General features: G+C 69.1%; 20 protein-coding genes, 2 tRNA genes and 1 other RNA gene. 17 read left to right on the top strand and 6 right to left on the bottom strand.

The features are described 5' to 3' along the window. The first annotated feature begins 10 nt into the window (after positions 1–10). Complete coding sequence (gene mtnA, locus EER30_RS05620; protein WP_127498830.1) at positions 11–973, top strand: S-methyl-5-thioribose-1-phosphate isomerase; 963 nt, start codon at positions 11–13, stop codon at positions 971–973. A gap of 100 nt (positions 974–1,073) precedes the next feature. Here mtnA and EER30_RS05615 read toward each other — a convergent pair whose 3' ends face one another. Both EER30_RS05615 and EER30_RS05610 read right to left on the bottom strand, forming a co-directional pair. Continuing rightward, positions 1,074–1,643 (bottom strand): DinB family protein, encoded by a 570-nt coding sequence (locus tag EER30_RS05615; protein WP_127498828.1) that lies wholly within the window; start codon positions 1,641–1,643, stop codon positions 1,074–1,076. A gap of 50 nt (positions 1,644–1,693) precedes the next feature. Beyond that, complete coding sequence (locus EER30_RS05610) at positions 1,694–2,611, bottom strand: prephenate dehydrogenase (protein WP_240669769.1); 918 nt, start codon at positions 2,609–2,611, stop codon at positions 1,694–1,696. Between the two features lie 212 nt (positions 2,612–2,823). On the opposite strand from EER30_RS05610, the gene EER30_RS05605 reads away from it, so the two are divergent. Further along, positions 2,824–3,957 (top strand): hypothetical protein, encoded by a 1,134-nt coding sequence (locus tag EER30_RS05605; RefSeq protein WP_240669768.1) that lies wholly within the window; start codon positions 2,824–2,826, stop codon positions 3,955–3,957. Between the two features lie 61 nt (positions 3,958–4,018). Here EER30_RS05605 and EER30_RS05600 read toward each other — a convergent pair whose 3' ends face one another. Further along, on the bottom strand, positions 4,019–4,750 hold the full coding sequence (locus EER30_RS05600) for a M23 family metallopeptidase (RefSeq protein WP_127499410.1): 732 nt from the start codon (positions 4,748–4,750) through the stop codon (positions 4,019–4,021). Between the two features lie 168 nt (positions 4,751–4,918). Between EER30_RS05600 and EER30_RS05595 the strand changes: the two genes are divergently transcribed. The 4 genes from EER30_RS05595 (at position 4,919) to EER30_RS05585 (ending at position 6,573) form a co-directional block, all read left to right on the top strand. Further along, complete coding sequence (locus EER30_RS05595; RefSeq protein WP_127499408.1) at positions 4,919–5,248, top strand: hypothetical protein; 330 nt, start codon at positions 4,919–4,921, stop codon at positions 5,246–5,248. 103 nt (positions 5,249–5,351) lie between these two features. Continuing rightward, positions 5,352–5,519, top strand: coding sequence for a hypothetical protein (locus EER30_RS46905; RefSeq protein WP_164842227.1), 168 nt, complete (start codon positions 5,352–5,354; stop codon positions 5,517–5,519). An 89-nt stretch (positions 5,520–5,608) separates the two neighbouring features. Next, positions 5,609–6,124 carry a tRNA adenosine deaminase-associated protein gene (locus tag EER30_RS05590; RefSeq protein ID WP_127498826.1) on the top strand — a complete coding sequence of 172 codons (516 nt, stop codon included), beginning with the start codon at positions 5,609–5,611 and terminating at the stop codon, positions 6,122–6,124. A gap of 32 nt (positions 6,125–6,156) precedes the next feature. Further along, complete coding sequence (locus EER30_RS05585) at positions 6,157–6,573, top strand: nucleoside deaminase (RefSeq protein ID WP_127499406.1); 417 nt, start codon at positions 6,157–6,159, stop codon at positions 6,571–6,573. 58 nt (positions 6,574–6,631) lie between these two features. Here EER30_RS05585 and deoD read toward each other — a convergent pair whose 3' ends face one another. After that, entirely contained in the window at positions 6,632–7,348 is a 717-nt protein-coding gene (gene deoD, locus EER30_RS05580; RefSeq protein WP_127498824.1) for a purine-nucleoside phosphorylase, read from the bottom strand. 134 nt (positions 7,349–7,482) lie between these two features. Between deoD and EER30_RS05575 the strand changes: the two genes are divergently transcribed. Together EER30_RS05575 and EER30_RS05565 are read left to right on the top strand one after the other, a co-directional pair. After that, positions 7,483–7,572: transfer RNA gene (locus EER30_RS05575), tRNA-Ser, on the top strand. Positions 7,573–8,304: 732 nt separating this feature from the next. Further along, positions 8,305–8,646, top strand: coding sequence for an STAS domain-containing protein (locus EER30_RS05565; protein ID WP_127498821.1), 342 nt, complete (start codon positions 8,305–8,307; stop codon positions 8,644–8,646). Between the two features lie 212 nt (positions 8,647–8,858). Here EER30_RS05565 and EER30_RS05560 read toward each other — a convergent pair. Further along, positions 8,859–8,946 (bottom strand) — tRNA-Ser (locus EER30_RS05560). A gap of 81 nt (positions 8,947–9,027) precedes the next feature. Between EER30_RS05560 and ffs the strand changes: the two genes are divergently transcribed. From ffs to EER30_RS05515, 9 genes are all read left to right on the top strand, one after another. Then, positions 9,028–9,124: signal recognition particle sRNA small type (gene ffs, locus EER30_RS05555), an RNA gene on the top strand. 111 nt (positions 9,125–9,235) lie between these two features. Continuing rightward, complete coding sequence (locus tag EER30_RS05550; protein WP_127498819.1) at positions 9,236–12,607, top strand: DNA polymerase III subunit gamma and tau; 3,372 nt, start codon at positions 9,236–9,238, stop codon at positions 12,605–12,607. 399 nt (positions 12,608–13,006) lie between these two features. Beyond that, positions 13,007–13,306 (top strand): YbaB/EbfC family nucleoid-associated protein, encoded by a 300-nt coding sequence (locus tag EER30_RS05545; protein ID WP_240669857.1) that lies wholly within the window; start codon positions 13,007–13,009, stop codon positions 13,304–13,306. A gap of 4 nt (positions 13,307–13,310) precedes the next feature. Then, positions 13,311–13,904 carry a recombination mediator RecR gene (gene recR / locus EER30_RS05540; RefSeq protein WP_127499404.1) on the top strand — a complete coding sequence of 198 codons (594 nt, stop codon included), beginning with the start codon at positions 13,311–13,313 and terminating at the stop codon, positions 13,902–13,904. 410 nt (positions 13,905–14,314) lie between these two features. Next, positions 14,315–15,316 carry an ABC transporter permease gene (locus EER30_RS05535; protein WP_127498816.1) on the top strand — a complete coding sequence of 334 codons (1,002 nt, stop codon included), beginning with the start codon at positions 14,315–14,317 and terminating at the stop codon, positions 15,314–15,316. 74 nt (positions 15,317–15,390) lie between these two features. After that, positions 15,391–17,163: an ABC transporter substrate-binding protein gene (locus EER30_RS05530; RefSeq protein WP_240669765.1), complete on the top strand. Its 1,773-nt coding sequence runs from the start codon at positions 15,391–15,393 to the stop codon at positions 17,161–17,163. A 118-nt stretch (positions 17,164–17,281) separates the two neighbouring features. Next, a complete protein-coding gene (locus EER30_RS05525) occupies positions 17,282–18,283 on the top strand; it encodes an ABC transporter permease (RefSeq protein WP_127498812.1) in 1,002 nt (333 codons plus the stop codon). Between the two features lie 11 nt (positions 18,284–18,294). Continuing rightward, entirely contained in the window at positions 18,295–19,335 is a 1,041-nt protein-coding gene (locus EER30_RS05520; protein ID WP_127498810.1) for an ABC transporter ATP-binding protein, read from the top strand. Between the two features lie 16 nt (positions 19,336–19,351). After that, positions 19,352–20,389 carry an ABC transporter ATP-binding protein gene (locus EER30_RS05515; RefSeq protein WP_127498808.1) on the top strand — a complete coding sequence of 346 codons (1,038 nt, stop codon included), beginning with the start codon at positions 19,352–19,354 and terminating at the stop codon, positions 20,387–20,389. Between the two features lie 56 nt (positions 20,390–20,445). On the opposite strand, the gene EER30_RS05510 is transcribed toward EER30_RS05515, so the two are convergent. Further along, positions 20,446–21,738: a calcium-binding protein gene (locus tag EER30_RS05510; protein ID WP_127498806.1), complete on the bottom strand. Its 1,293-nt coding sequence runs from the start codon at positions 21,736–21,738 to the stop codon at positions 20,446–20,448. Positions 21,739–21,754 lie beyond the last annotated feature (16 nt).

Here is a 21,754-nt window from a genome sequence, read left to right as displayed (position 1 = left end):
GTATCGCGGCATGCGGACGATCGATTGGGTCGACGGAGCCATCGAGATCATCGATCAGACGGCGCTGCCCGGGGAGCTCAAGATCTTGCGCCTGCACACGGTGGGCGAGCTGGTCGCGGCGATCCAGTCCTTGGCCGTACGAGGTGCGCCCGCGCTCGGCGTGGCCGGGGCCTTCGGCGTCGCGCTGGCGGCCCGGGTGCACGCCGACGATCCGCAGGCGCTGGCGGCCGCCGTGCACCGCGTCGAGACAGCCCGGCCGACCGCGGTGAACCTGGCCCGCGGCGCCCGGCGAGCAGCGTTGTTGCTGCCGCAGGGCCCGCAGGCCGTGCTGCGCGAGGCCTGCCGGGTGCGCGACGAGGAGATCGCCGCCTCCGACGCGATGGCCGCCCTCGGCGCCGACCTGCTGGTCGAGCTGTGCGGCACCCGGCCGCGGCTGCTCACCCACTGCAACACCGGCGGGCTGGCCGCGGTGACCATCGGTACGGCGCTCGGCGTCGTCCACGAACTGCACCGGCGGGGCCAATTGGCCGGGGTGATCGCGAGCGAGACTCGTCCGCTGTTGCAGGGGGCCCGGCTCACCTCGTGGGAGCTCACAGGGTGGGGCATCGAGCACCGGGTGGCGGTCGACTCGGCCGGGCCGTTCCTGATGGCGCGCGGCGAGATCGACGCGGTGATCCTGGGCGCCGACCGCATCTGCGCCAACGGCGACGTGATCAACAAGATCGGGACGTACGCCCACGCGCTCGGCGCCCGAGCCGCGGGGTTGCCGTTCGTGGTGGTCGCGCCCGAGTCGACGGTCGACCTCGGCACCCCGAGCGGGGACGCGGTGACGATCGAGGACCGAGGGTCGAGCGAGGTCACGCCGTGGGCCGCGGCGGCGAACCCGGCCTTCGACGTGACCCCGCACGACCTGGTGACGGCCATCGTGACCGACCGGCGAGTGATCCGGCTCGACCGCGGGGAGCTCTTGTGACCACCGGCCCGGTAGCGCCCAACGGCCTTTTGCCGCACTCAGCTCGCAGGAGCGCCCAGGGCCGCCCCAATGCGGTTGTCGGACTCGACGACGCGTACGTCTAAGCGGGTTTCCAGGGTTTGAGCCAGTCGGTCTCGGGCCAGCCCTCGGCTGCGGCCATCAGCGGATAGGCGGTGGCGCCGTCGACCGATTCGCGAATGATGTCGGCATGGCCGGTGTGACGGGCGGTCTCCTGGATCAGGTGCAGCAGGACCCAGCGGAGGGTCCAGTGGGTCATGTCCTTGCTGTTCCAGGGCACGGAGTGATCGATCGGGATCTGGTGACCGAGATCGTCGAGCTCGGTGACCGTCTTCTCGGTCAGCTCGGCGACCTGGTCGTAGCGGGCCAGCACGTCGTCGATGGACTCGCCGTCGGCCAGGCGGAAGTTGTCGGCGTAGGCCTGGTAGTCGAGTTCCTGCTGCTCGCCGCGCACCTGGCTGATCCAGCCGGCCTCGGTCGACGAACAATGCTTGATCAGGCCGCCGATGCTCAGGCCGCTGGCCGACGGAGTGGCCCGCAGCTGCTCGTCGGTGAGGCCGTGGGCGGTCAGCCGCAACACGTAGCGCATCTGGGCTAGGTAGGCGAGCAGACCCTGCTGCTCGTTGTCGATGGAACCGACCTGACCTGGCATCGCGGACTCCTTGGTCTTGTTGTCACCGACCACGTTAGGAGCTATTGCGGTCAGTTTCCGGCCGCTTCGACCTCGCCGTTGTCGCTGATCGCGGTGACCCAGCCACCGTTGCGGCCCAGATCCAGCAGGGCATCGACGGTGGGGGTCAGCTCGCGGATGTGGCCGGACTTGGCGGGCCAGGCTCGGCGCAGGTCGCCGGCCCGTCGCACGGTGGGGGTCAGATCCTCGGATTCGAGGTGTCGGCGCATCTGCTCGAGGTCGCCGATCAGGCGGGAGAGGGCGTTGCTCACCTCGGCCTTGTTGCCGCCGCACATCGCGACGATCAACTCGGCCCGAGTGGCGGCGACGCGGGTGCCGTCGCGGAAGGAGCCCGCGGCCAGGGTGCCGGCCAGCGGGTTGCCTTCGAGCTGCAGGGCCAGCGCCGCCGCGAACAGGTGCGGGACGTGGCTGACCTCGGCGACGGCGCGATCGTGCTCGGCGGCGGTCGTCGGGACCACGCGGGCGCCGAGCGTGGTGAAGAGCCGCGCGAGGGTCAGCCAGTCGGACAGGTCTGTCTCGTGGGGTTCCAAGGTCAGGACCCAGGCGCAGCCGTCGAAGAGAGTCGCCTCGGTGGCGGCGAAGCCGGAGGTCTCCTTGCCGGCCATGGGGTGCCCACCTACGAAACGGCGCAGTCGGTGGGCTAGATCGCGGACGGGGCGCTTGACCGAGGTCACGTCGGTGACCAGGCCGTCGTAGTCGGTCATCTCGTCGAGGACGCCGGGGAGGGCGGGGAGGGGGACGGCCAGGATCGTGAGGTCGGTGCCGGAGATCGCGGTGGGCACCGAGCCGGCGACCGGGAAACCGGCGGCGGAGGCCTGGTCGCGGGTGGTCGGGTCGGCGTCGTAGCCGGTGACGTGGTGGCCGGCCGCGGTCAGCGCCCGCAGCAGAGACCCGCCGATGAGCCCGAGCCCGACGATCGCGATATCCACATCCGAAACTCTTCCACAGCCCCTGTGGATAACCGGCAAGGCCCGCGCCGCAGAGCCACTAGCGTCACCCCCACGTCCCTTGGGTGGGAGGGGGAGGCGGTGGCTTCTCCGAAGATCAACCGTTCGGCCAGGCCGTGATCATCCGTCTCAGCCGGGGCTTTTGTCCGTTTCGAGACTGCCGAGCCACCCAATCCCACCATTACGGTGATCACGTGACTTACCGGGGTAAAACACTCACCACGGCGCTCGTCATCGGTGCCGCGATCACCTGCGCCACGCCGGCCGCCCAGGCTCAGAGCTCCGACGCCATGCCCAGCTTCAACGGCGCCGTCCTCACCATCGCCTACGCCAAGAACACCGTCTACGTAGGCGGCGACTTCACCGCCGCGATCGTCAACGGCAAACCGGTAGCCCGCCAGCACCTGGCCGCCGTCGACGCTCGCACCGGCACTCTCCTCCCCTGGTCACCCCCCACCGACGGGCGCGTCAAGGCGCTGGTCCTGAGCGGCTCTTCGCTCTACCTGGCTGGAGACTTCGCCACCGTCGCCGGCCAGAAGCGCGACAGCCTCGCCCGGGTGGACGCCACCAGCGGCACCCTCGACGGCGCCTTCAAACACTCGGTCACCGGACGCCCCCTGGCCGCCTTCGCTGCTCACGGCCGCCTCTACGTCGGCGGCACCCTCACCGCGGTCAACGGTCAGCCACGCACCCGCCTAGCGGCATTCACCCTGAGCAGCGGCAAGCTCGACACCGTTTGGCGCCCCACCGCCGACGACCAGGTCGAGACGATCGCGGCGGCCGGCGGGCGCGTCTATGTCGGCGGCAAGTTCCGCAAGGTCAACAGCCTTCCCGGGTACGCGAGACTCGCCGCGCTCGATCCCAAGAGCTCGGCGATCGTTCCCGGTTTCAAACCCCAGCCACCCGTGATCACGTACGCCCTGGCCGTCACCGACACCGCGGTCTACTCGGCGCACGGCGGTCAGGGCGGCAAAGTCACCCGCTACTCGCCGGAGGGCGCGTTGAAGTGGTCGGCCACGTTCGACGGTGACGCGCAGGCGGTGACCGTTCTCGGCGAGACCGTGTACGCCGGCGGGCACTTCGACCGGGCCTGCAGCACCGCTCGCACCGGGTCGCAGGGCGCATGTGTGGACGGTTCGGACAACCGGGTCAAGCTGGCTGCGCTTTCGACGGCCGACGGGCGGCTGCTCGACTGGACCGCCGACGCCAACGGTGTCGAGGGCGTGCTCGCCCTGGCCAGCAGCGCGAAGCTCGGCAAGGTCGCGATGGGCGGCGCCTTCACCACCGTCGAAGGCCGTCAGCAGAAGCGGTTCGCTCAGTTCAGTTAGGTCTTTCCTCCGGCGGCACGGGGTCGCATCCTCTTGGGCGAGGGTGCGGCCCCGTGCGTTTTCAGGCCTTGCAGTTGTGTGCGCGCTTCCACGCCGCGACCTCGGCCACGGGGCTCTTGCCGCCACCCTTGCGCCACGACGACAGGTACGAATAGGGCCAGACCACGCCGCGGCGGACCTTCCAGTCGCCGACCTGGGCGCACGGCGGCGAGATGCCGTAGTGCAGGTGGCAGACGTTGTTCGCGTTGCCGGTGCGGCCGACCTTGCCGAGCGCCTGGCCGGCCGTGACCCGGACGCCCTTCTCGATGCCGCTCTGCACCTTGCTCAGGTGCGAGCCGTAGTAGCGCACGCCGTCGTCGCCGAGCAGCGAGACCGACAGGCCGCCGTTGTTCGGGCCGTCCGGCGACCCCTTGACGTACGCGTCCTTGAGGCTGATCTCGAGCACAATGCCGCTGGTCGTGGCCACGACCGTCTCGCCACAGTCGGCGAAGATGTCGGTCGCCTTGTATTTCGAGTGGGTCGTGTGCCAGTCGACGTTCGACGCCTTCACCGGGAAGACGTACTTCACCTTGGTGTTGGCGGTGACGGTCGAGGCTGACCGGGACGGCGTCGGCGCAATTGTTGCCGGGGCGGCTGGTGCCGCCGCAGGGGACGACGGCGGAGCGGCCGCCTGCGAGCTCGTCAGCGGGGGAACGAAGTGCGGCGTCTCGGTCGCCTGGCCGGGAGCGCCGTTGCCACCACAGCCGGCGAGGCAGAGGGCCAGGACGGTCAGACCGGAGAGCGTACGGAGCATTGGCACCGGGCCATCGTGGCAGAACTGACCGGCTCCCGCCGAGTCAAGCTGACTAGGCTGGCACGGTGGGACCGGTCCGAGCCGTGGGGGTGCACAGTGACAGACGCGCGTGAGGCCTGGTCCGCGTCGCCCTACCCGCCGCCGCGCGACGAGCGGCCGGTCGCGCCGATGCGTCCGCCGTCGGGTCTCTTCCCGGGCCCGACCCGGCCGGTCTATCGCGAGCCGCACCCGGTCAACGCCGGCCCGCTGCTGGCCGGCATCGCCGCGGGCGTGGTCTGGCTGACGCTGTTCGGCGCGCTCGGCCGTGACCTGGCCTCCTATGCGTGGTGGACCTTGCTCGCGGCCGTGACTGCCTGGGCGGTCGCGCTGGTCATGACGTTCATCGGCGATCGGGGAGCCGCCGTCGGCGTGGCGCTCGCGAGCGGCCTCGGGCTGTCCGTCGCGTTGGCTTTCGTGGGTGCGAGGTGGATCACTACACAGGACTGGCCCCTGTGGTGATTGTCCGATCTTGACCGGCTTGTCGGCGACCGGATGTGCCGTCCTCGTCGCGGTCCGCACTGGGCCTTGACTTAAAGACTTGAAAAGGTTCAACCTCGGGTTCATGCCCCCCACATCCCCTCGGCTCGATCCCGATCGCCGGCGGCGCCGGCTCGAGCTGCTGGCGGCCCTCGCCGACGCGAAGACGGCGCGGGAGACCAGGCAGCCCCAGCGGCTGCGCCGGGCACGGCTGCGCGAGCTCATCGCCATGCGTCGTCGCCTGGTCAACTGACTTCATCCGGCGTCAAGGCGTGGCGCGTGGCGCCCGCCGTACTACCGACTACCGTCACTCGCGAGAACTTCAGTCGCGTGGGGGGAAAGTTGTCGACATTCGCTGCCGCCGTGGGCCGCGGCAAGAACGGCTGGACGGCGTCCGAGCTCGACCTGGGCGGGCTGGCCGACATCGACGAGGTGGTCGACGCGCTGCGGGACGTCGAACCGGACACCGACGTGTCCCTGCTCTTCGTCGAGAGCGACGACCAATATCTGGCCGTCCTGCGTCTCGACGAGGGCGAGGACCTGCGGGTCTTCGGCTCCGACTCGGCGTTCGCCGAGGAATCGCGGATCGGCGCGATGCTGCTCGGTGAGATCGAGGCGCCGGCGCTGGAGATCGACGAGCTGACCGCGGGCGGTGACGACGACGAGACCGACCGCCCGGCGGCCGACCCCGACGCCGACCCGGTGGGCGACGCCGAACTGCTCAACGACCTGGGAATCAGCGCGCACCGGTTGCTGACGCTCTGCGCGCTCGAGGGCATGATGCCCGCCGACGTGACCGCCGAGATCTGCCAGCGCATCGGCTGCGGCGACGAGATGGAAGAGCTGCGCGAGGCGTGAGTCTGGCCGTGTCACCGCGGCACGAGGCCTGGATGCGGCGGGCCCTCGACGTGGCCGCCGCTACCGGGGACGACGTACCCGTGGGCGCCGTGCTGCTCGACGCCGACGGCCGGGAGCTGGCCGCGGCGGGCAACGAGCGCGAGGCGACCGGCGACCCGACCGCGCACGCCGAGATCCTGGTGCTGCGGCGCGCGGCCGAGCGGGCCGGCACGTGGCGGCTCGACGGCAGCACGCTGGTGGTCACGCTGGAGCCGTGCACGATGTGTGCCGGGGCGTTGGTGCTGGCCCGCGTGTCGACCCTCGTCTTTGGCGCCTGGGAGCCCAAGACAGGCGCGGTCGGGTCGCTCTGGGACGTGGTGCGTGACCGGCGGCTCAACCACCGGCCCGAGGTCTATGCCGGGGTGCTGGCCGACGAGTGCGCGACCCTGCTGCGCGACTTCTTCCGCTGACACACCCCTCTTCCCGTACGCCCCCACGCGCACGACCGCGTGCGTGGGGGCATCGGGCCTAGGACGCGCCGGTGATCGCGGTTTCGAGACCGATCCGGACCATGTCGCCGAAGCCCTGCTCGCGCTGGGCCGAGTCCATCTTGGCGCCGGTCTTGATGTGGTCGCTGACCGTCAGGATTGTCAGGGCCTTCGCGCCGTAGCGGGCGGCGATCGTATAGATCGCGGCCGACTCCATCTCGACCGCCAGCACGCCGTAGTCGGCCAGCGAGTCGTAGAGATCGGGACGGTCGGTGTAGAACGCGTCGGCGGCCAGGATCGGGCCGACCCGCATCGACGTGCCCTGCCGCTCGGCCACCTCGACCGCGGTGCGCAGCAGGCTGAAGTCGGCCACCGGCGCATAGTCGATCAGTCCGTCGAAGCGGGCCCGGTTCATGTTGGAGTCGGTCGCTGACCCGATCGCGGCGATCACGTCGCCGAGCTGAAGGTCGGGGGCCAGCGCGCCGCACGAGCCGATCCGGATGACCGACTTCACGCCGTACTCGTTGATCAGCTCGTGGGTGTAGATCGACGCCGACGGCATGCCCATGCCGGAGCCCTGCACGGAAACCGGGACGCCCTGGTAGGTGCCGGTGTAGCCGAGCATCCCGCGGACCTGGGTGTAGCACTTGGCGTCCTGCAGGAAGGTCTCGGCGATCCACTTCGCTCGCATCGGGTCGCCCGGAAGCAGGACCCGCTCGGCGATGTCGCCCGGCTGTCCGCCGATGTGCACGCTCATCGCCGCGTCTCTTCTCGCTCGTTCATACCGCTCATACCGGCGATCCTGCCAGGTCCGCCCTGGTCGGTCAGGGTCGGAGCGGTAAAGGGGAACCCGATCGTCAGCCCCGTGCGGCGTCCGGTAACGTACTTCCCGGTGGTGTGTCCGAGCGGCCTAAGGAGCACGCCTCGAAAGCGTGTGAGGGTGCAAGCCCTCCAAGGGTTCAAATCCCTTCACCACCGCCAAGGCCCGCCGGCTTCGTGATCACGAAGCCGGCGGGTTTTTTTATGCACCTTCATCGTCACCCGCTGTGATGGCTGACCGATCGGTTGATCGACCTCGTTCGGCGTGATCACATATCGTGAAAGTAACGCTGCGGTTTCGGTGACCGCCCATTGCGATCTCTAGCTGCATCGATGACGGACGGTGGCTGCGACGATACGGCGCAAAGACTGCCGCTGTAGCGCAAGTCACGCGGGCGAAAACCACCGGATCAGTCAGTGCGCTTTTATCCGCCTGGTGAGAAACTTTCACAAGATAGCCCTGCGCCGATGCCTAGAAACTGTCCTAGATTTGACTGGTGAGAGTTGAGCATCACTGGTGGAATGGTGACGTCCGGCTTGCACGCCGTGACGTCTACGTCCGCACCGACGGCGAGCTCTGGGAAGTTGAAGCTCAGATGGGCGGTCCGGAGGGCAAGTCGAAGGTGCAGCAGTGTCCAGGTCGGGCTTCGGCCATGATCCTGGCTGACGCGTGGCGCGGTCCACGCTGGCGGTGGCGCAAGCTGTAACGGCGCCAGGAGCCCAGGCTGCGCCGCACGCTTGAGACCATCGGCCAGCCGAACTTTCCAATGAGGGTCGGATCCTTTCGGGTCCGGCCCTCATTGCGTTCCGGGTCGGCCGCACTAGTTGTGCGATGACAATTGTTGGGGCGCACCTACCCTGAGCTGCCATCAACAGCCCAGGAAGCGATTCCCCATGCAGGCCACAGTTACCGATCACCGCAGTGACATCGCCGTTCTGCACCTGCGCGGCGAACTCGACTCGGACACCGCGATCCAACTCCACGCGACCCTCGCGGACCTGCTGGAACGCCCGGTTCCGCGGATCGTCGTCGACCTCACCGATCTTAAATTCTGCGATTCGGTCGGGTTGAGCGCCTTCATAACCAGCAAGCAAGTGATCACAGCGCGTGGCGGGTGGCTCAGTTTCGCGGGCGCCAACCCGTTCCTCAACCAATTGATGGAGACGGTCGGCCTGGCCCGTTACTTCGCGATCTTCCCCGAGGTGGACGACGCCATCGCGGCCGCCCAGCTCTAACGCCCGGCTGTGTTCCCGGCCGCCCGTGGCCTGTGACCCGGGCGGCTTTTTGCTGCCCGGCCTGGACGGCTTGTGGCGCCGGCCCGGGCAGCGTTCGGGCGGTTTGCGGCGCCGGCCTCCGAACATGCGAAAAGCCCGAACATGCGAAAAGCCGGGCACCAGGCCCGGCTCGTCGACGTGATCACGGCGTGCGACACCAGGCCGCTTGCCGATGGCGGAGGATACGAGATTCGAACTCGTGAGGGGTTTCCCCCAACACGCTTTCCAAGCGTGCGCCCTAGGCCACTAGGCGAATCCTCCGTCAGCCAGGATACAGACGACCGTGGGTGGGTGGACGGAGGGTCCCCGCCCCGCGGCGGGCGCTGGGCGGGTAAGCTCATGGACAGCCTCTCGTGCGGCGTGCATCTCGTGAACCTCCCCAGGGCCGGAAGGCAGCAAGGATAAGCGGGCTCTGACGGGTGCACGGGAGGCCCTTTTTGTCTCTGCTCTGCCTCAGCCCTCCCTGTGTTCTTCCACCCCAGCGGTACCTGGGTTGGTTCTTGTCGTACCCCCGACGGACAATGGCGCGGTCGTCGAGGAGGGTCTTGGAGTGGCACTCGCGCTATATCGCAAGTACCGTCCGCGCACGTTCGCGGAGATCATCGGCCAGGAGCACGTCACTGAGCCGCTGTCGCAGGCATTGCGCAGCGGCCGGCTGCACCACGCCTATCTCTTCTCCGGACCGCGCGGCTGTGGCAAGACATCCAGCGCCCGAATTCTGGCCCGATCGCTCAACTGTGAGCAGGGGCCGACGCCCGAACCGTGCGGGGTGTGCGGCTCGTGCCGCTCGCTAGCGAACGACGGCGCCGGCTCGATCGACGTCATCGAGATCGACGCGGCCAGCCACGGTGGCGTCGACGACGCTCGTGAGCTGCGGGAAAAGGCGTTCTTCGCCCCCGCCAGCAGCCGATACAAGATCTACGTGATCGACGAGGCGCACATGGTCTCGTCGGCCGGCTTCAACGCGCTACTCAAGCTCGTCGAAGAGCCGCCCGACTACGTGAAGTTCATCTTCGCCACCACCGAGCCCGAAAAGGTGCTCGGCACCATCCGCTCGCGCACCCACCACTACCCGTTCCGGCTCATCCCGCCCGCGACGCTGCGGCCCTATCTGCAGCAGCTCACCGAGGCCGAGGGCGTCCAGGTCGAACCGGCCGTGTTCCCGCTCGTGGTGCGGGCCGGCGGGGGCAGCGCGCGCGACACGCTGTCGGTTCTCGATCAGCTCATCGCCGGCGCCGGGCCCGACGGGGTCAGCTACGCGCGAGCGGTCTCCCTACTGGGTGTCACCGACGTCACGCTGCTCGACGAGATGTGCGACGCGCTCGCGGCGGGCGACGGCGCGGCGGCCTATTCGACGATCGACCGGGTGGCCGAGGCCGGCCACGACCCACGCCGGTTCGCGTCCGACCTGCTCGAGCGCTTCCGCGACCTGATCGTGCTGCAGCAGGTGCCCGACGCGGTCGCCAAGGGCCTGATCGACGGCCCGGCCGACCAGCTCGAGACGATGGGGGCCCAGGCGGCTCGCCTCGGCCCGGCGACGCTTTCGCGCTGCGCCGACATCGTGCACAACGGCCTGGTCGAGATGCGTGGCACGACGGCTCCGCGCCTGCTGCTCGAACTGGTCACGGCGCGCATGCTGCTGCCCGGCGCCGAAGACTCGACGGGGTCGCTGCTGCAGCGCCTCGAGCGCATGGAGCGGCGGCTGGCCCTGGGCGGCGAGCCGTTGGCACTTCCCGAGGCTGCGGCCCCGCCCGCCGCCGGCGGGGTTGTCACTCCCGTTGCTGCTGGTCCCGCGCCTGCCGACCCCGCACCTGTGGCGTCCGCGGCTGCCGTCGACGGGGTCGGCCGTTCGGCGGCGCGGGCCGCCGCCGCGGCCGCGGCCCGGCGTGGGGGTGTGAGCGGCGGCGCTGCGCGACCCACGGCGGCTCAGACCGCGGCGGCGGCGCCGGTCAGCGCGATCCCGGTCTCCGCTGCTCCCGACTCCGCTACTCCCGTCTCCGCTGCTGCTGTCTCGGCCGCGCCGGTTTCCGCTGCTCCGGTTTCGGCCGCGCCGGTTTCGGCCGCTCCCGTTTCGGCCGCGCCGGTTTCGGCCGCTCCTTCTGCTGCCCCGGCCGGCTCGGTCCCGGCCGCTGCGGAGCCCGACTGGAATGACGTTGCCGACGGCACGCCGGCAGACCGGGGTGGTCCTGCCACCGGGGTTGACGACGACCCGCCGTGGGACGACGAACCTGACTTCGACTCGCCGTCCAACGAGCGCGCCGAAGCCGTCGAGCCCGTCGCACAGGCCGCGCCCGTGGCCGCCCCGGCCGTCCCCGCCGCCCCGTCCGAGCCTTCGGAGAGCGTCGCTCCGGCGCGCCGGGCTGAGCCGGTCGGGGTGCTGCCCGACGCCCCTGAGGAACCGGGAGCCGCCGCGGTCGAGGCTGTGGCGGCCGGTCCGGGGCAGCTCACGGCGCACGCCGTCCGGCAGGTGTGGCCCGAGGTGCTCGCCGAGGTCAAGAAGCAGCCGCGCGGCGTGGTGCTGAGGGCGATGGCCGCCGACGCCACGGTGCGAGAGCTCGAGGGCGAGACAGTCGTTCTCACCGTGCCTTCGCCGCGGCACGCTCAGGGCATCACCCAGGGTGCGGCGCTCATCGTCAACGCGCTCTATGAGGTGCTCGGCGGTCAGTGGTCGGTTCGCTGCGAGATCGCGGGCGCCGCCGGGGCCACCTCTTACGGGTCGGCGCCGCAGGGAGGGTCCGGCCGCGACGGCGGCGGGCGTTCGCAAGCGCGCGGTCAGACCGCGCCGGGCCAGCGACAGGATGCGGGCGGGCAACGGCCTGCGCCGGCTGCGGTCCGCGCCGGCGCGGCGCCGGCGGGTTCGGCCCAGCCGGCGGGTCAGCCGGCCGCGGCCGCGCGGGCTCCGCACACTCAACGGCGTCAGGCCGAGACCCCGGCGTCCGGTGGCGACGACGAGTGGCCGGAGCCGGCCAGACCGGGCGGCCCATCGGTGTCGACCGCGAGCCAGGCGCCGGCCGTCGAGGAAGATGACGGCGGTTGGCCCGAGGTGCGTGTGATCCCGGTGTCCGACCCGACGGCCGGTGAAGACGCATCCGACCAGGCTGAGCCCAGCGCTCCGGCCGAACGGGATTCCGGCGCCGCCGCGACCGACGGTGCTCTGCCCACTGGTCCGGCGGCTGGCAGCGCGGAATACGGCGAGTCAGGCCCGGCCGGTCAGGCGGCTGGGGCTCGGCCGGGCAGTGACATCGCTGCCGGCGGTGAAGCATTCGCAACGGACGGCGGTCTAGAAGAGACTTCCACGGCCGGGTCCGACGCGATCAGTGGGGCTTCTGCTCGGCGAGACAGCTCCGCCGAGATCGGCGCTGGTCCGGGTGGCGGCGCGGGTCCGACTGGCAGCGCGGGTCCGAGTGCGGCTGCGGGCGTGGGTCCGGCTGCCGTCGCGGCGGGCGGAGATGTGTCTTCGGGCGGGAGCGCGGCCCTGGCGGCGGCTCGGGCCGCTGCCGCTCGTGCGTCCGCGGGGAACGCCTCCCGTGCGGCCGCGGCAGCAGCGCCCCAAGCGGGAGCGGCGACATCACCGGCGGCTGCGGGCGGCGGGTCCGCGAGTGCGGGCCGCGCGTCCGGGCCGGGTAGTGGGCTGGCCGCGGCCCGGGCGGCGGCCGCGGGGGCGCGGGCCGGCGCGGGAACCCGCCAGACGGCGAAGCCGGCCGACGAGGCCTGGGCCGACGGGTCGCCCGCCGAAGAGGCGCCCTACGACCCCGAGTTCGACGGTCCGCCGGGGCGTGGGGCGAAGTACGAGGGCTTCGATCCGGGTGACGAGCCGCTCGACGACGTCATCGACGAGAAGACCGCGCGGGAGAGCAGCGAGCAACAGGCCATGCGCCTGCTGCAGGAGGCCTTCGGCGCCGAGAAGATCGGCGAGAGCTGACAGTCGCGCTGCCTGGCTTGGGTCGGACGGTCGCGCTGCCTGGCTTGGGTCGGACGGTCGCGCTGCCCGGTTTGGGGCTGACGGTCGCCCCGCCCGGCTTCGGCCTGGCGGGGGCGGCCAGCGGGTGAGTGACGCCGGCCCGGCGGCGGGGTATGGCCTTGAGTGGCAGCGCGTCAGCCCGTCGGCCCGGTTCGGCCGCAGTGCGGTTGTTTCACCTGACGTCCCGTACGGGATGGGGATTTTGGTCCCGAGTGGCGAGTGGTGTCGTGTGCGCAGGCGGCGGCTACGCTGGGCGGCGATCGCGTTGGCGCGGGTCGTGGTTATCGACGGGCGTCAGCGTGTTGTGACTTCGAAGCGGATTTGAGGAGCGGTGCCATGCGCCCCGGTGGACAGCCGAACATGCAGCAGATCATGAAGCAGGCGCAGAAGATGCAGGAGCAGGTCGCGCGTGCTCAGGCCGAGCTGGCCGCGGCCGAGCTGACCGGCACCGCGGGCGGTGGGCTCGTGACCGTCGTCGTGACGGGGCTCGGGGAGTACAAGTCGGTGAAGATCGATCCGACGGCGGTCGACCCCGAGGATGTCGAGACGCTGGAAGACCTGGTGCTCGCGGCGATCCACAACGCGGCCGAGGCGCAGCGCGAGCTGACCGAGGCGAAGATGGGGCCGGCCACCGGTGGCCTGTCCCTGCCCGGGTTCTGATCGCGTGTACGAAGGTGCCATTCAGGATCTGATCGACGAGCTGGGGCGGCTGCCGGGTGTCGGCCCGAAGAGCGCTCAGCGCATCGCCTTTTACGTCCTGTCCGCGGATCCGGCCGACGTCAACCGGCTGTCGACCGCCCTGCGCAAGGTCAAGGAACTGGTGCGGTTCTGCACCACCTGTTTCAACGTGGCCGAGTCGGAACAGTGCCGCATCTGCCGCGACACCCGCCGCACCAACGAGGTGCTCTGCGTCGTCGAGGAGCCCAAGGACGTCGTGGCGATCGAGCGGACCGGCGAGTTCCGGGGCCGCTATCACGTGCTGGGCGGGGCCATCAATCCGCTCGAAGGGATCGGACCCGACAATCTGCGCATCCGCGAGCTGCTGATGAGGCTGGGTACCGGCGAGGTCAAGGAGTTGATTCTCGCCACAGATCCCAACACGGAGGGTGAGGCCACAGCGACGTATCTGGCGCTGATGGTCAAGCCGATGGGCATTGCTGTTACCCGTTTGGCAAGTGGTCTGCCGGTCGGAGGTGACCTCGAATATGCCGACGAGATCACGCTCGGTCGAGCCTTCGAGGGGCGCCGGGCGGTCTAGGCGTACGCTGGGTAATGGCATGATCACAAGGCGATAGCATTTTCGCCCAGAATCACTGCTTGCAGGACATCTACGCGGTAGTTTCCGTTTGGTCGGAGCCGTAGGTAACGGTCACATCACGACGGGGACACGGAACCGTTCGTGTGCGGTCCGTGAACTTGACCTGAAGCACCGCATTAGGTGAGTGTTCCTTCCGATGGCGGCACACCCGCCGTCGAGTGCTCTCGTGGCGTGGGTCGGATCAGACCGTCACGCGACGAGGGTCGGCACTCGAGGCATGCGATAACCGATCGGTTGCCGTTCGCTGCGTGGGCCATCGTCCTCCGGTCTCGCGGGTTCTTGTCGAACCTGTGGTCCGGGGTGGCCGTGGACTCATGCTCGTCGGCCGCCGGGAGAGGACCGACGCTTAGATGTCGCTTGGCCCTGAGGCGTCGGTCACCGACGAGTCGACCACGCCTGCTGCCGATGCGGCTGACCGTCCTGGAGAAAAGGCGGTCGCCGGCCGGTCGCTGAAGCAGATTGCTTGGCGCCGGCTGAAGAAGGACAAGGTCGCGATGGCTGGTGCCATCGTTGTCATTTTCCTGATTCTCGTCGCGATCCTCGCTCCGGTGCTGACCAGGCTGTTCGGTCACCCGATCGACGAGTACCACACCGACAAGATCGACCCGACGCTCGGCACGCCGATCGGCAGGCTGGGCGGCATCAGCTGGGACTTCCTGTTCGGTGTCGAGCCGCAGAGCGGCCGTGACATCTTCAGCCGCATCCTGTACGGCGCGCAGACCTCGCTCTCGGTCGCCTTCCTCTCGGCTTTCGTGTCGACGATCCTCGGCTCCGTGTTCGGCCTCATGGCCGGCTTCCTCGGTGGCTGGGTCGACGCGACGATCAGCCGAGTCATGGACTTCCTGCTTGCTTTCCCGCAGCTGCTCTTCGCGATCGCCCTCCTGTCCGTGCTGCCGGACGAGCTCTTCGGCCTCGGCGACCGCTGGTCGCGAGTGCTGGTGCTGGTGGGCGTCATCGGCTTCTTCGGCTGGCCCTACATCGGCCGGATCGTGCGTGGTCAAACACTTTCGTTGCGCGAACGCGAATTCGTAGAGGCGTCCCGCAGCCTGGGTGCCCGGTCGGGCCGCATCCTCTTCCGGGAGCTGCTGCCCAACCTGGCCGCCCCGATCCTCGTCTACACGACGCTGATCATCCCGACCAACATCCTGACGGAAGCCGCGTTGAGCTTCCTCGGCGTCGGCATCCCGCCGCCGAACCCGTCCTGGGGCGGGATGTTGTCGGACGCGGTGACCTTCTACCAGATCGACCCCATGTACATGATCATTCCGGGTGGAGTGATCTTCCTTACCGTGCTCGCCTTCAACCTCTTCGGTGACGGCCTGCGCGACGCGCTCGACCCGAAGGCTCGATGAGCCGGCGGGGGTCGAAAGAACCACTGCATTTTCCGCGGACCGGCCGGGTTCGCTTCGAGGAGGTAGGAGAACAGGTGGCACGCAAGACAAGAGTGCTGGCGGCGTCAGGCGTCGCTCTCGCACTCGGGCTGACCACCGCCGCGTGCGGTGGCGGCTCGGACAGTGACAACAAGGGCAGCACCTCGAATGGCAAGTCGGAGTTCGGCGCCGCCATCACCAACGTTGTCAACCCGAGCACGACCAAGGGCGGCACGCTCAACCTCTGGTCGTCTCAGGACGCCGACAGCTGGGACCCGGCGCGCGGTTACTACGCGTTCGTGTGGAACCTCAACCGTCTGTACACCCGCAAGCTGGTCGACTACGCGGCCGCTCCGGGCCAGGCCGGCCTGAAGCTGCAGCCCGACCTCGCCGAGGCCGAGCCGACGATCAGCGCTGACAAGCTGACCTACACGTTCAAGCTGCGCAGCGGCCTGAAGTGGGACGACGGCGCCCCCATCACGTCCAAGGACGTCAAGTACGGCATCGAGCGCGTCTGGGCGACCGACGTGATCTCCGGCGGCCCGTACTACCTGCCGAACGTCCTCGACCAGGGCCAGAACTACAAGGGCCCCTACAAGGACACCGCGCCCGACAAGCTGGGCCTCAAGACGGTCACCACGCCGGACGACTCGACCATCGTCTTCAAGCTGGCCAAGCCGTACTCGGACTTCATGTACCTGCTGGCGATGCCGGGTTCCGGCCCCGTCCCGCAGAAGCGTGACACCGGCGCGCAGTACGGCTCGAAGCCCGCTGCCTCGGGTCCGTACATGTTCTCGGAGATCCAGCCGGGCAAGGCGGCCAAGTGGGTCCGCAACCCGAACTGGGACCCGGCCAGCGACCCGATCCGTAAGGCTCTGCCGGACGCGATCAACCTGACCATCACCACCAACGCGGACGACCTCGACAACCGTCTGCTCTCGGGCACGGCGGACCTCGACGTCGGCCAGACCGGTGTGCAGGCCGCGGCCCGTACCAAGCTGCTGACCGACCCGACCCTGAAGGCGAACGCGGACGCCCCGAACACCGGCTTCCTCCGGTTCGCGGACATGACCCCGGTCGCGCCGATGGACAACGCCGACTGCCGCAAGGCGGTCATCTACGCGGCCGACCCGACCGCGATCCAGACCGCTCGCGGTGGCGAGTTCGCGGGTGGCGACATCGGCACCAGCATTCTGCCCCCGAACATCGCGGGCTCGGACGCGAACTACGACCCGTACAACCGCAAGCAGGGCAAGGCTCAGGTCGACAAGGCCAAGGAAGCTCTCGCCGCCTGTGGCAAGCCGAACGGCTTCGACGTGACCATCGCCGCTCGTAACAACCGGGCCGCCGAGGTCAAGACCGCCGAGGCGCTCCAGGCTTCGCTGAAGGTCGTCGGCATCAACGCCAAGATCGACCAGTACGACGGTGCGACGGACTCCGCCATCGGTGGTTCGCCGGAGATCGTGAAGAAGCGTGGCTACGGCATCATCATCACTGGTTGGGGTGCTGACTACCCGACCGGCGCCGGCTACATGCAGCCGCTGGCTGACAGCCGCTTCATCACCAAGAACGGCAACTTCAACCGGTCCGAGATCAAGGACCCGGCGATCGACAAGCTGTTCGACGACGCCGCTGCCGAGACCGACCCGGCCAAGGCTGCGACGATCTACACCGAGATCAACAAGAAGATCATGGAGGGGGCTTACGTCCTCCCGTTCGTGGTCGACAAGGCGCTCAACTACCGCAACCCGCGGCTGACGAACGCTTACGTCCACGAGTCCTTCGGCATGCTCGACTTCCAGGCTCTCGGCGTCAGCGACGGCAAGTGACGTCGTTCCACCCCAGTAGTAACGGGTAATTCGAAGGGTTGGTGAAGGCCGCCCCCGGTGGGCGGGCATCGAAGTCCTGAACGGATTTCGGTGCCCGCCCATCCCTCGGCCGACTGTCGTGCTGGCATATCTCATTCGGCGGCTGATCAACGCCGTCATCACGCTGCTTGTGGTGACCGCAGTCACCTTCGGCATTTTCTTCGCAATCCCGAAGGCCATCGGTAGCGATCCGGCTCTGCTTTACATCGGTAAGCAGTCCGACCCCGCCGCCATCGCCGGCATTTCGGCCAAGATGGGCTTCGACGACCCGATCGTCGTGCAGTACGGCAAGTTCCTCAAGGGCATCGTCGCCGGCCGGGACTACGCCAACGGCCCGGACGTCACCCACTGCCCCGCGCCCTGCCTCGGTTACTCGTTCGCGACCGACCAGGAAGTCACTCCGCTCCTGCTGGAGGACCTTCCGGTCACGCTCTCGCTCGCGCTCGGCGCCGCCGTGCTGTGGGTGATCCTCGGTGTGGCGACCGGTGTGCTCTCCGCCTTGCGAAGAGGCACGTTCGTCGACCGAGCGGCGATGACAACCGCGTTAGCGGGTGTATCGCTCCCCATCTACTTCACCGGTCTGCTCGCCTCCGCGATCTTCGTGTACTGGCTCGAGTGGCTGCCACAGGGCAACTACGTGCCATTCACCGAGAATCCAGGAGAGTGGTTCACCAGCCTGATCCTGCCCTGGATCACGTTGGCGTTCCTCTTCGCGGCGACCTACGCTCGCCTCACGAGGGCGAACATGCTGGAGACGCTCGGCGAGGACTACGTGCGTACCGCCCGGGCCAAGGGCCTGCGCGAGCGGACCGTCATCGGTAAGCACGCTCTGCGCTCCGGCCTGACCCCGCTGGTCACCGTCTTCGGTCTCGACCTCGGCGCGCTGCTCGGCGGCGCCGTGCTCACCGAGTCCGTCTTCAACCTCCGCGGTCTGGGCTACCAGGCTCTGACCGCGATCCGGCAGAGCGACCTGCCCATCATTCTCGGCGTCACGCTGATCGCCGCGTTCTTCATCGTCTTCGCGAACCTGGTCGTCGACCTGGTCTACGGCTGGATCGACCCGCGCGTCCGGCTGGCCTGAGGGAGAGTCACATGTCCATCGGCGCCACCAACCCTCGCCCGTACCTCGAGATCAAGGACCTCAACGTCCGGTTCGAGACGGACGACGGCATCGTCCAGGCGGTCTCCGACTCGAACTTCACGCTCGAGCGCGGCAAGACCCTCGGCATCGTCGGCGAGTCCGGCTCGGGCAAGAGCGTCACCTCGCTCGCGATCCTCGGTCTGCACCGCGCCCGCAGCAACGCCAAGGTCACCGGTGAGGTCTGGCTCGACGACGAGGAACTCGTCTCCGCCACCGACGAGCAGGTTCGCAAGCTCCGCGGCGGCAAGATGGCGATGATCTTCCAGGACCCGCTGAGCGCGATGCACCCGTACTTCACCGTCGGGTCGCAGATCGTCGAGGCCTACCGGGTGCACCACCCCGGCGTGAACAAGAAGGTGGCCCGCGAGCGGGCGATCGACATGCTCGCCCGGGTCGGCATCCCGCAGCCGGAGCGGCGCTTCAACGACTACGCCCACCAGTTCTCGGGCGGTATGCGTCAGCGCGCGATGATCGCGATGGCCCTGGTCAACGACCCGAAGCTGCTGATCGCCGACGAGCCCACCACGGCCCTCGACGTGACCGTGCAGGCACAGATCCTCGACCTGATCCGGGACCTGCAGGAGGAGTTCGGCTCCGCGGTCATCATGATCACCCACGACCTCGGCGTGGTGGCCGAGCTCGCCGACGACGTCCTGGTGATGTACGGCGGCAAGGTGATCGAGAAGGGTCCGGCGCTGGACGTCTTCCAGAATCCGCAGCACCCGTACACCTGGGGTCTTCTCGGCTCGATGCCGCGGCTCGACCGGGACGTGCGGGAGCGGCTCAGCCCGGTCAAGGGCTCACCGCCGAGCCTGATCAATCTGCCGAACGGGTGTGCGTTCCACCCGCGGTGCCCCTACGCCGGACGCAACGGCGACCGATCTTTCACCGAGGTGCCCCTGCTGCGTGGAGACACGCACAAGGTCGCCTGCCACCTGTCGCAGGAGGACCGAACGCAGATCTTCCAGCAGGAAGTTCTGCCGAACCTCTGAGCGGAGAGAAGTTGAGATGAGCGAGAACCTGCTCGAGGTGTCGGGGCTCGAAAAGCACTTCCCGATCACTAAGGGCCTGCTGAAGCGTCAGGTCGGTGCCGTGCGCGCCGTCGACGGGATCGACCTGCAGGTGAAGGCCGGCGAGACGCTCGGCCTGGTCGGCGAGTCCGGCTGTGGCAAGTCGACCGCGGGCCGGCTCTTCACCCGGATCCTGGAGCCGACCGGCGGCAAGATCGTCTTCGAGGGTGAGGACATCTCCCACCGGTCGGGAGCCCAGCTGCGTCCGTTGCGCCGCGACGTGCAGATGATCTTCCAGGACCCGTACTCGTCGCTGAACCCGCGGCACACCGTCGGCTCGATCGTGGCGGCGCCCCTGCAGATCCAGAACATGCCGACCCCGCAGGGCCTCAAGAAGGCCGTGCAGGAGCTGCTGGAGCTCGTGGGTCTCAACCCCGAGCACTACAACCGCTACCCGCACGAATTCTCGGGCGGTCAGCGGCAGCGCATCGGCATCGCGCGGGCCCTCGCCCTGCGGCCCAAGCTGATCGTCGCCGACGAGCCGGTGTCCGCGCTCGACGTGTCGATCCAGGCCCAGGTCGTCAACCTGCTCGACGACCTGCAGCGCGAGTTCGACCTGACCTACGTGTTCATCGCCCACGACCTGTCCGTGGTGCGGCACATCTCGAACCGGGTCGCGGTCATGTACCTGGGCAAGGTCGTGGAGATCGCCGAGCGCGACGACCTCTACAAGAACCCGCGCCACCCGTACACGGTCGCCCTGATGTCGGCCGTGCCGGTGCCCGACCCGGCCCGGCGTGACCGCGCGCAGCGTGACCGGGTGCTGCTCACCGGCGACGTGCCCAGCCCGATCAACCCGCCGTCCGGCTGCCGGTTCCGCACCCGCTGCTGGAAGGCGCAGGACATCTGCGCCACGGAGGAGCCGCCGCTGGTCACCCGGCTCGACGACCCCGAGTCGCACCTCACCGCCTGCCACTTCCCGGTGGTCGACGACGAGGCCGTGGTGGGTCGCAAGCCGGCCGCGACGCCCGTCTGATCCAGACACGAAAAGAACGGCCGCTCCGAGTTCGGAGCGGCCGTTCTGCTATGTGGTCAGCGGCGGATCTGCTGCTGCTCGGCCTTCATCTCGCGAAGGACGCGGTCAGCTTTCTCCTGTCCCTTGGCCTGCGCGGTCCGGGCCGCCAGCGCGCCGGAACCCAACTCGCAGTCGACGGCCGATTCGCCGGGCTCGTCGGCGTCGAGGCAGATGTCGTACCCGTCGCCGCCGTTCAACTGATCGATGCCCTCGTAGCCCAGGAGGCTGTCGTCGCCGGCGGCGCCGGTGATCGTGTCGTTGCCGCCGTAGCCGACCAGCATCTCGGGGCGGTCCGTGCCGATCAGCCGGTCGTTGCCCTCTCCGCCGTAGATGTCCTCGACAGACGTGGAGATGGTGTCTTTCTCGCCGGAGAAGCCGTCATCGCCCGTGACGCTGTCGGCGTCGGCGGTAACGCCCTTCACCCGGTCGATGTAGAACACGATGTCGTTGCCGTCGCCACCGTTGAAGGTGTCGGCGTCGGCCCCTGCGGCAAACTCGACGGTCTGGTCGAAGTAGTCGTCGCCACCGCCACCGTTCTCGACGTCGTTGCCGGCGTCACCGGAGAGGAAGTCGTGCTCGAGGCCGCCCACGAGCGTGTCGTTGCCGACGCCGCCGACGAGGAGGTTCTCGCCGTTGCCGCCCTCGAGCCGGTCGTTGCCCGCGTCTCCGGAGAGGTAGTCCTCGCCAGAGCCACTCAGCAGCCGGTCCTCGTTGTTGCCGCCGTAGAGGTAGTTGTTGCCGTTGCCGCCGTCGACGGCGTCGTTGCCGTCGCCGCCTTGGATCTCGTCGTTGCCGTCGCCACCCTTGATGGTGTCCCAGCCGCCCTCGCCGCGCACGATGTCGTCGCCGCCGAGGCTCTCGGCCGTGTCGGTGCCCAGGCCGAGATAGATGTCGTCGCGGGTGGGGCCGCCGGTGACCAGGTCGTTGCCGGTGCCGGCGCGGACGGTCGTGCCCAGGTTGGTGCGGTTGTAGATCTTGTCGTTGCCGTCGCCCGTGTCGACCCGGATCCAGACGGGCGCGACCTTCGGCGTGCAGCTGATGCGGGTCACGTCGCCGCTGACCTTGACGCAGCCCGCACCGGCCGAGATGCCGTAGATGTCGTCGACCAGGATCGTGTTGCCCGAACGGAGCAGGGTGACGACGTTCGCCTTCCCGCTCGCCGCCGTGTAGGTGATGACGTTCGAGCTGACGACGGAGACGACGCCGGTGGTCGCCGCCGAGGCCGGAAGGGCGATCCAGGCGACCCCGGCGACCGCGGCGGTGCCGAGGACGGCCGTCGCGGCCCGGATGGTAGTCCTGTGGATCTTCAAGGCTGAACCTCTCGCA

It is taken from the genome of Actinoplanes solisilvae, from assembly GCF_003999975.1.
Lineage (GTDB): Bacteria > Actinomycetota > Actinomycetes > Mycobacteriales > Micromonosporaceae > Actinoplanes > Actinoplanes solisilvae.
The sequence above is the reverse complement of the archived record's forward strand: the minus strand, read 5'-3'. Positions and strand labels throughout refer to the sequence as shown.

Excerpts from the sequence above, each read along its gene's own strand:
- EER30_RS05565 (WP_127498821.1), top strand. The coding sequence starts at position 8,305 with ATGCAGGCCACAGTTACCGATCACCGCAGTGACATCGCCGTTCTGCAC.
- EER30_RS05515 (WP_127498808.1), top strand. The coding sequence starts at position 19,352 with ATGAGCGAGAACCTGCTCGAGGTGTCGGGGCTCGAAAAGCACTTCCCG.
- EER30_RS05545 (WP_240669857.1), top strand. The coding sequence starts at position 13,007 with ATGCAGCAGATCATGAAGCAGGCGCAGAAGATGCAGGAGCAGGTCGCG.
- EER30_RS05585 (WP_127499406.1), top strand. The coding sequence starts at position 6,157 with ATGCGGCGGGCCCTCGACGTGGCCGCCGCTACCGGGGACGACGTACCC.
- EER30_RS05600 (WP_127499410.1), bottom strand. The coding sequence starts at position 4,750 with ATGCTCCGTACGCTCTCCGGTCTGACCGTCCTGGCCCTCTGCCTCGCC.
- EER30_RS05535 (WP_127498816.1), top strand. The coding sequence starts at position 14,315 with ATGTCGCTTGGCCCTGAGGCGTCGGTCACCGACGAGTCGACCACGCCT.
- mtnA (WP_127498830.1), top strand. The coding sequence starts at position 11 with ATGCGGACGATCGATTGGGTCGACGGAGCCATCGAGATCATCGATCAG.
- EER30_RS05615 (WP_127498828.1), bottom strand. The coding sequence starts at position 1,643 with ATGCCAGGTCAGGTCGGTTCCATCGACAACGAGCAGCAGGGTCTGCTC.
- EER30_RS05520 (WP_127498810.1), top strand. The coding sequence starts at position 18,295 with ATGTCCATCGGCGCCACCAACCCTCGCCCGTACCTCGAGATCAAGGAC.
- EER30_RS46905 (WP_164842227.1), top strand. The coding sequence starts at position 5,352 with ATGCCCCCCACATCCCCTCGGCTCGATCCCGATCGCCGGCGGCGCCGG.
- deoD (WP_127498824.1), bottom strand. The coding sequence starts at position 7,348 with ATGAGCGTGCACATCGGCGGACAGCCGGGCGACATCGCCGAGCGGGTC.
- EER30_RS05595 (WP_127499408.1), top strand. The coding sequence starts at position 4,919 with ATGCGTCCGCCGTCGGGTCTCTTCCCGGGCCCGACCCGGCCGGTCTAT.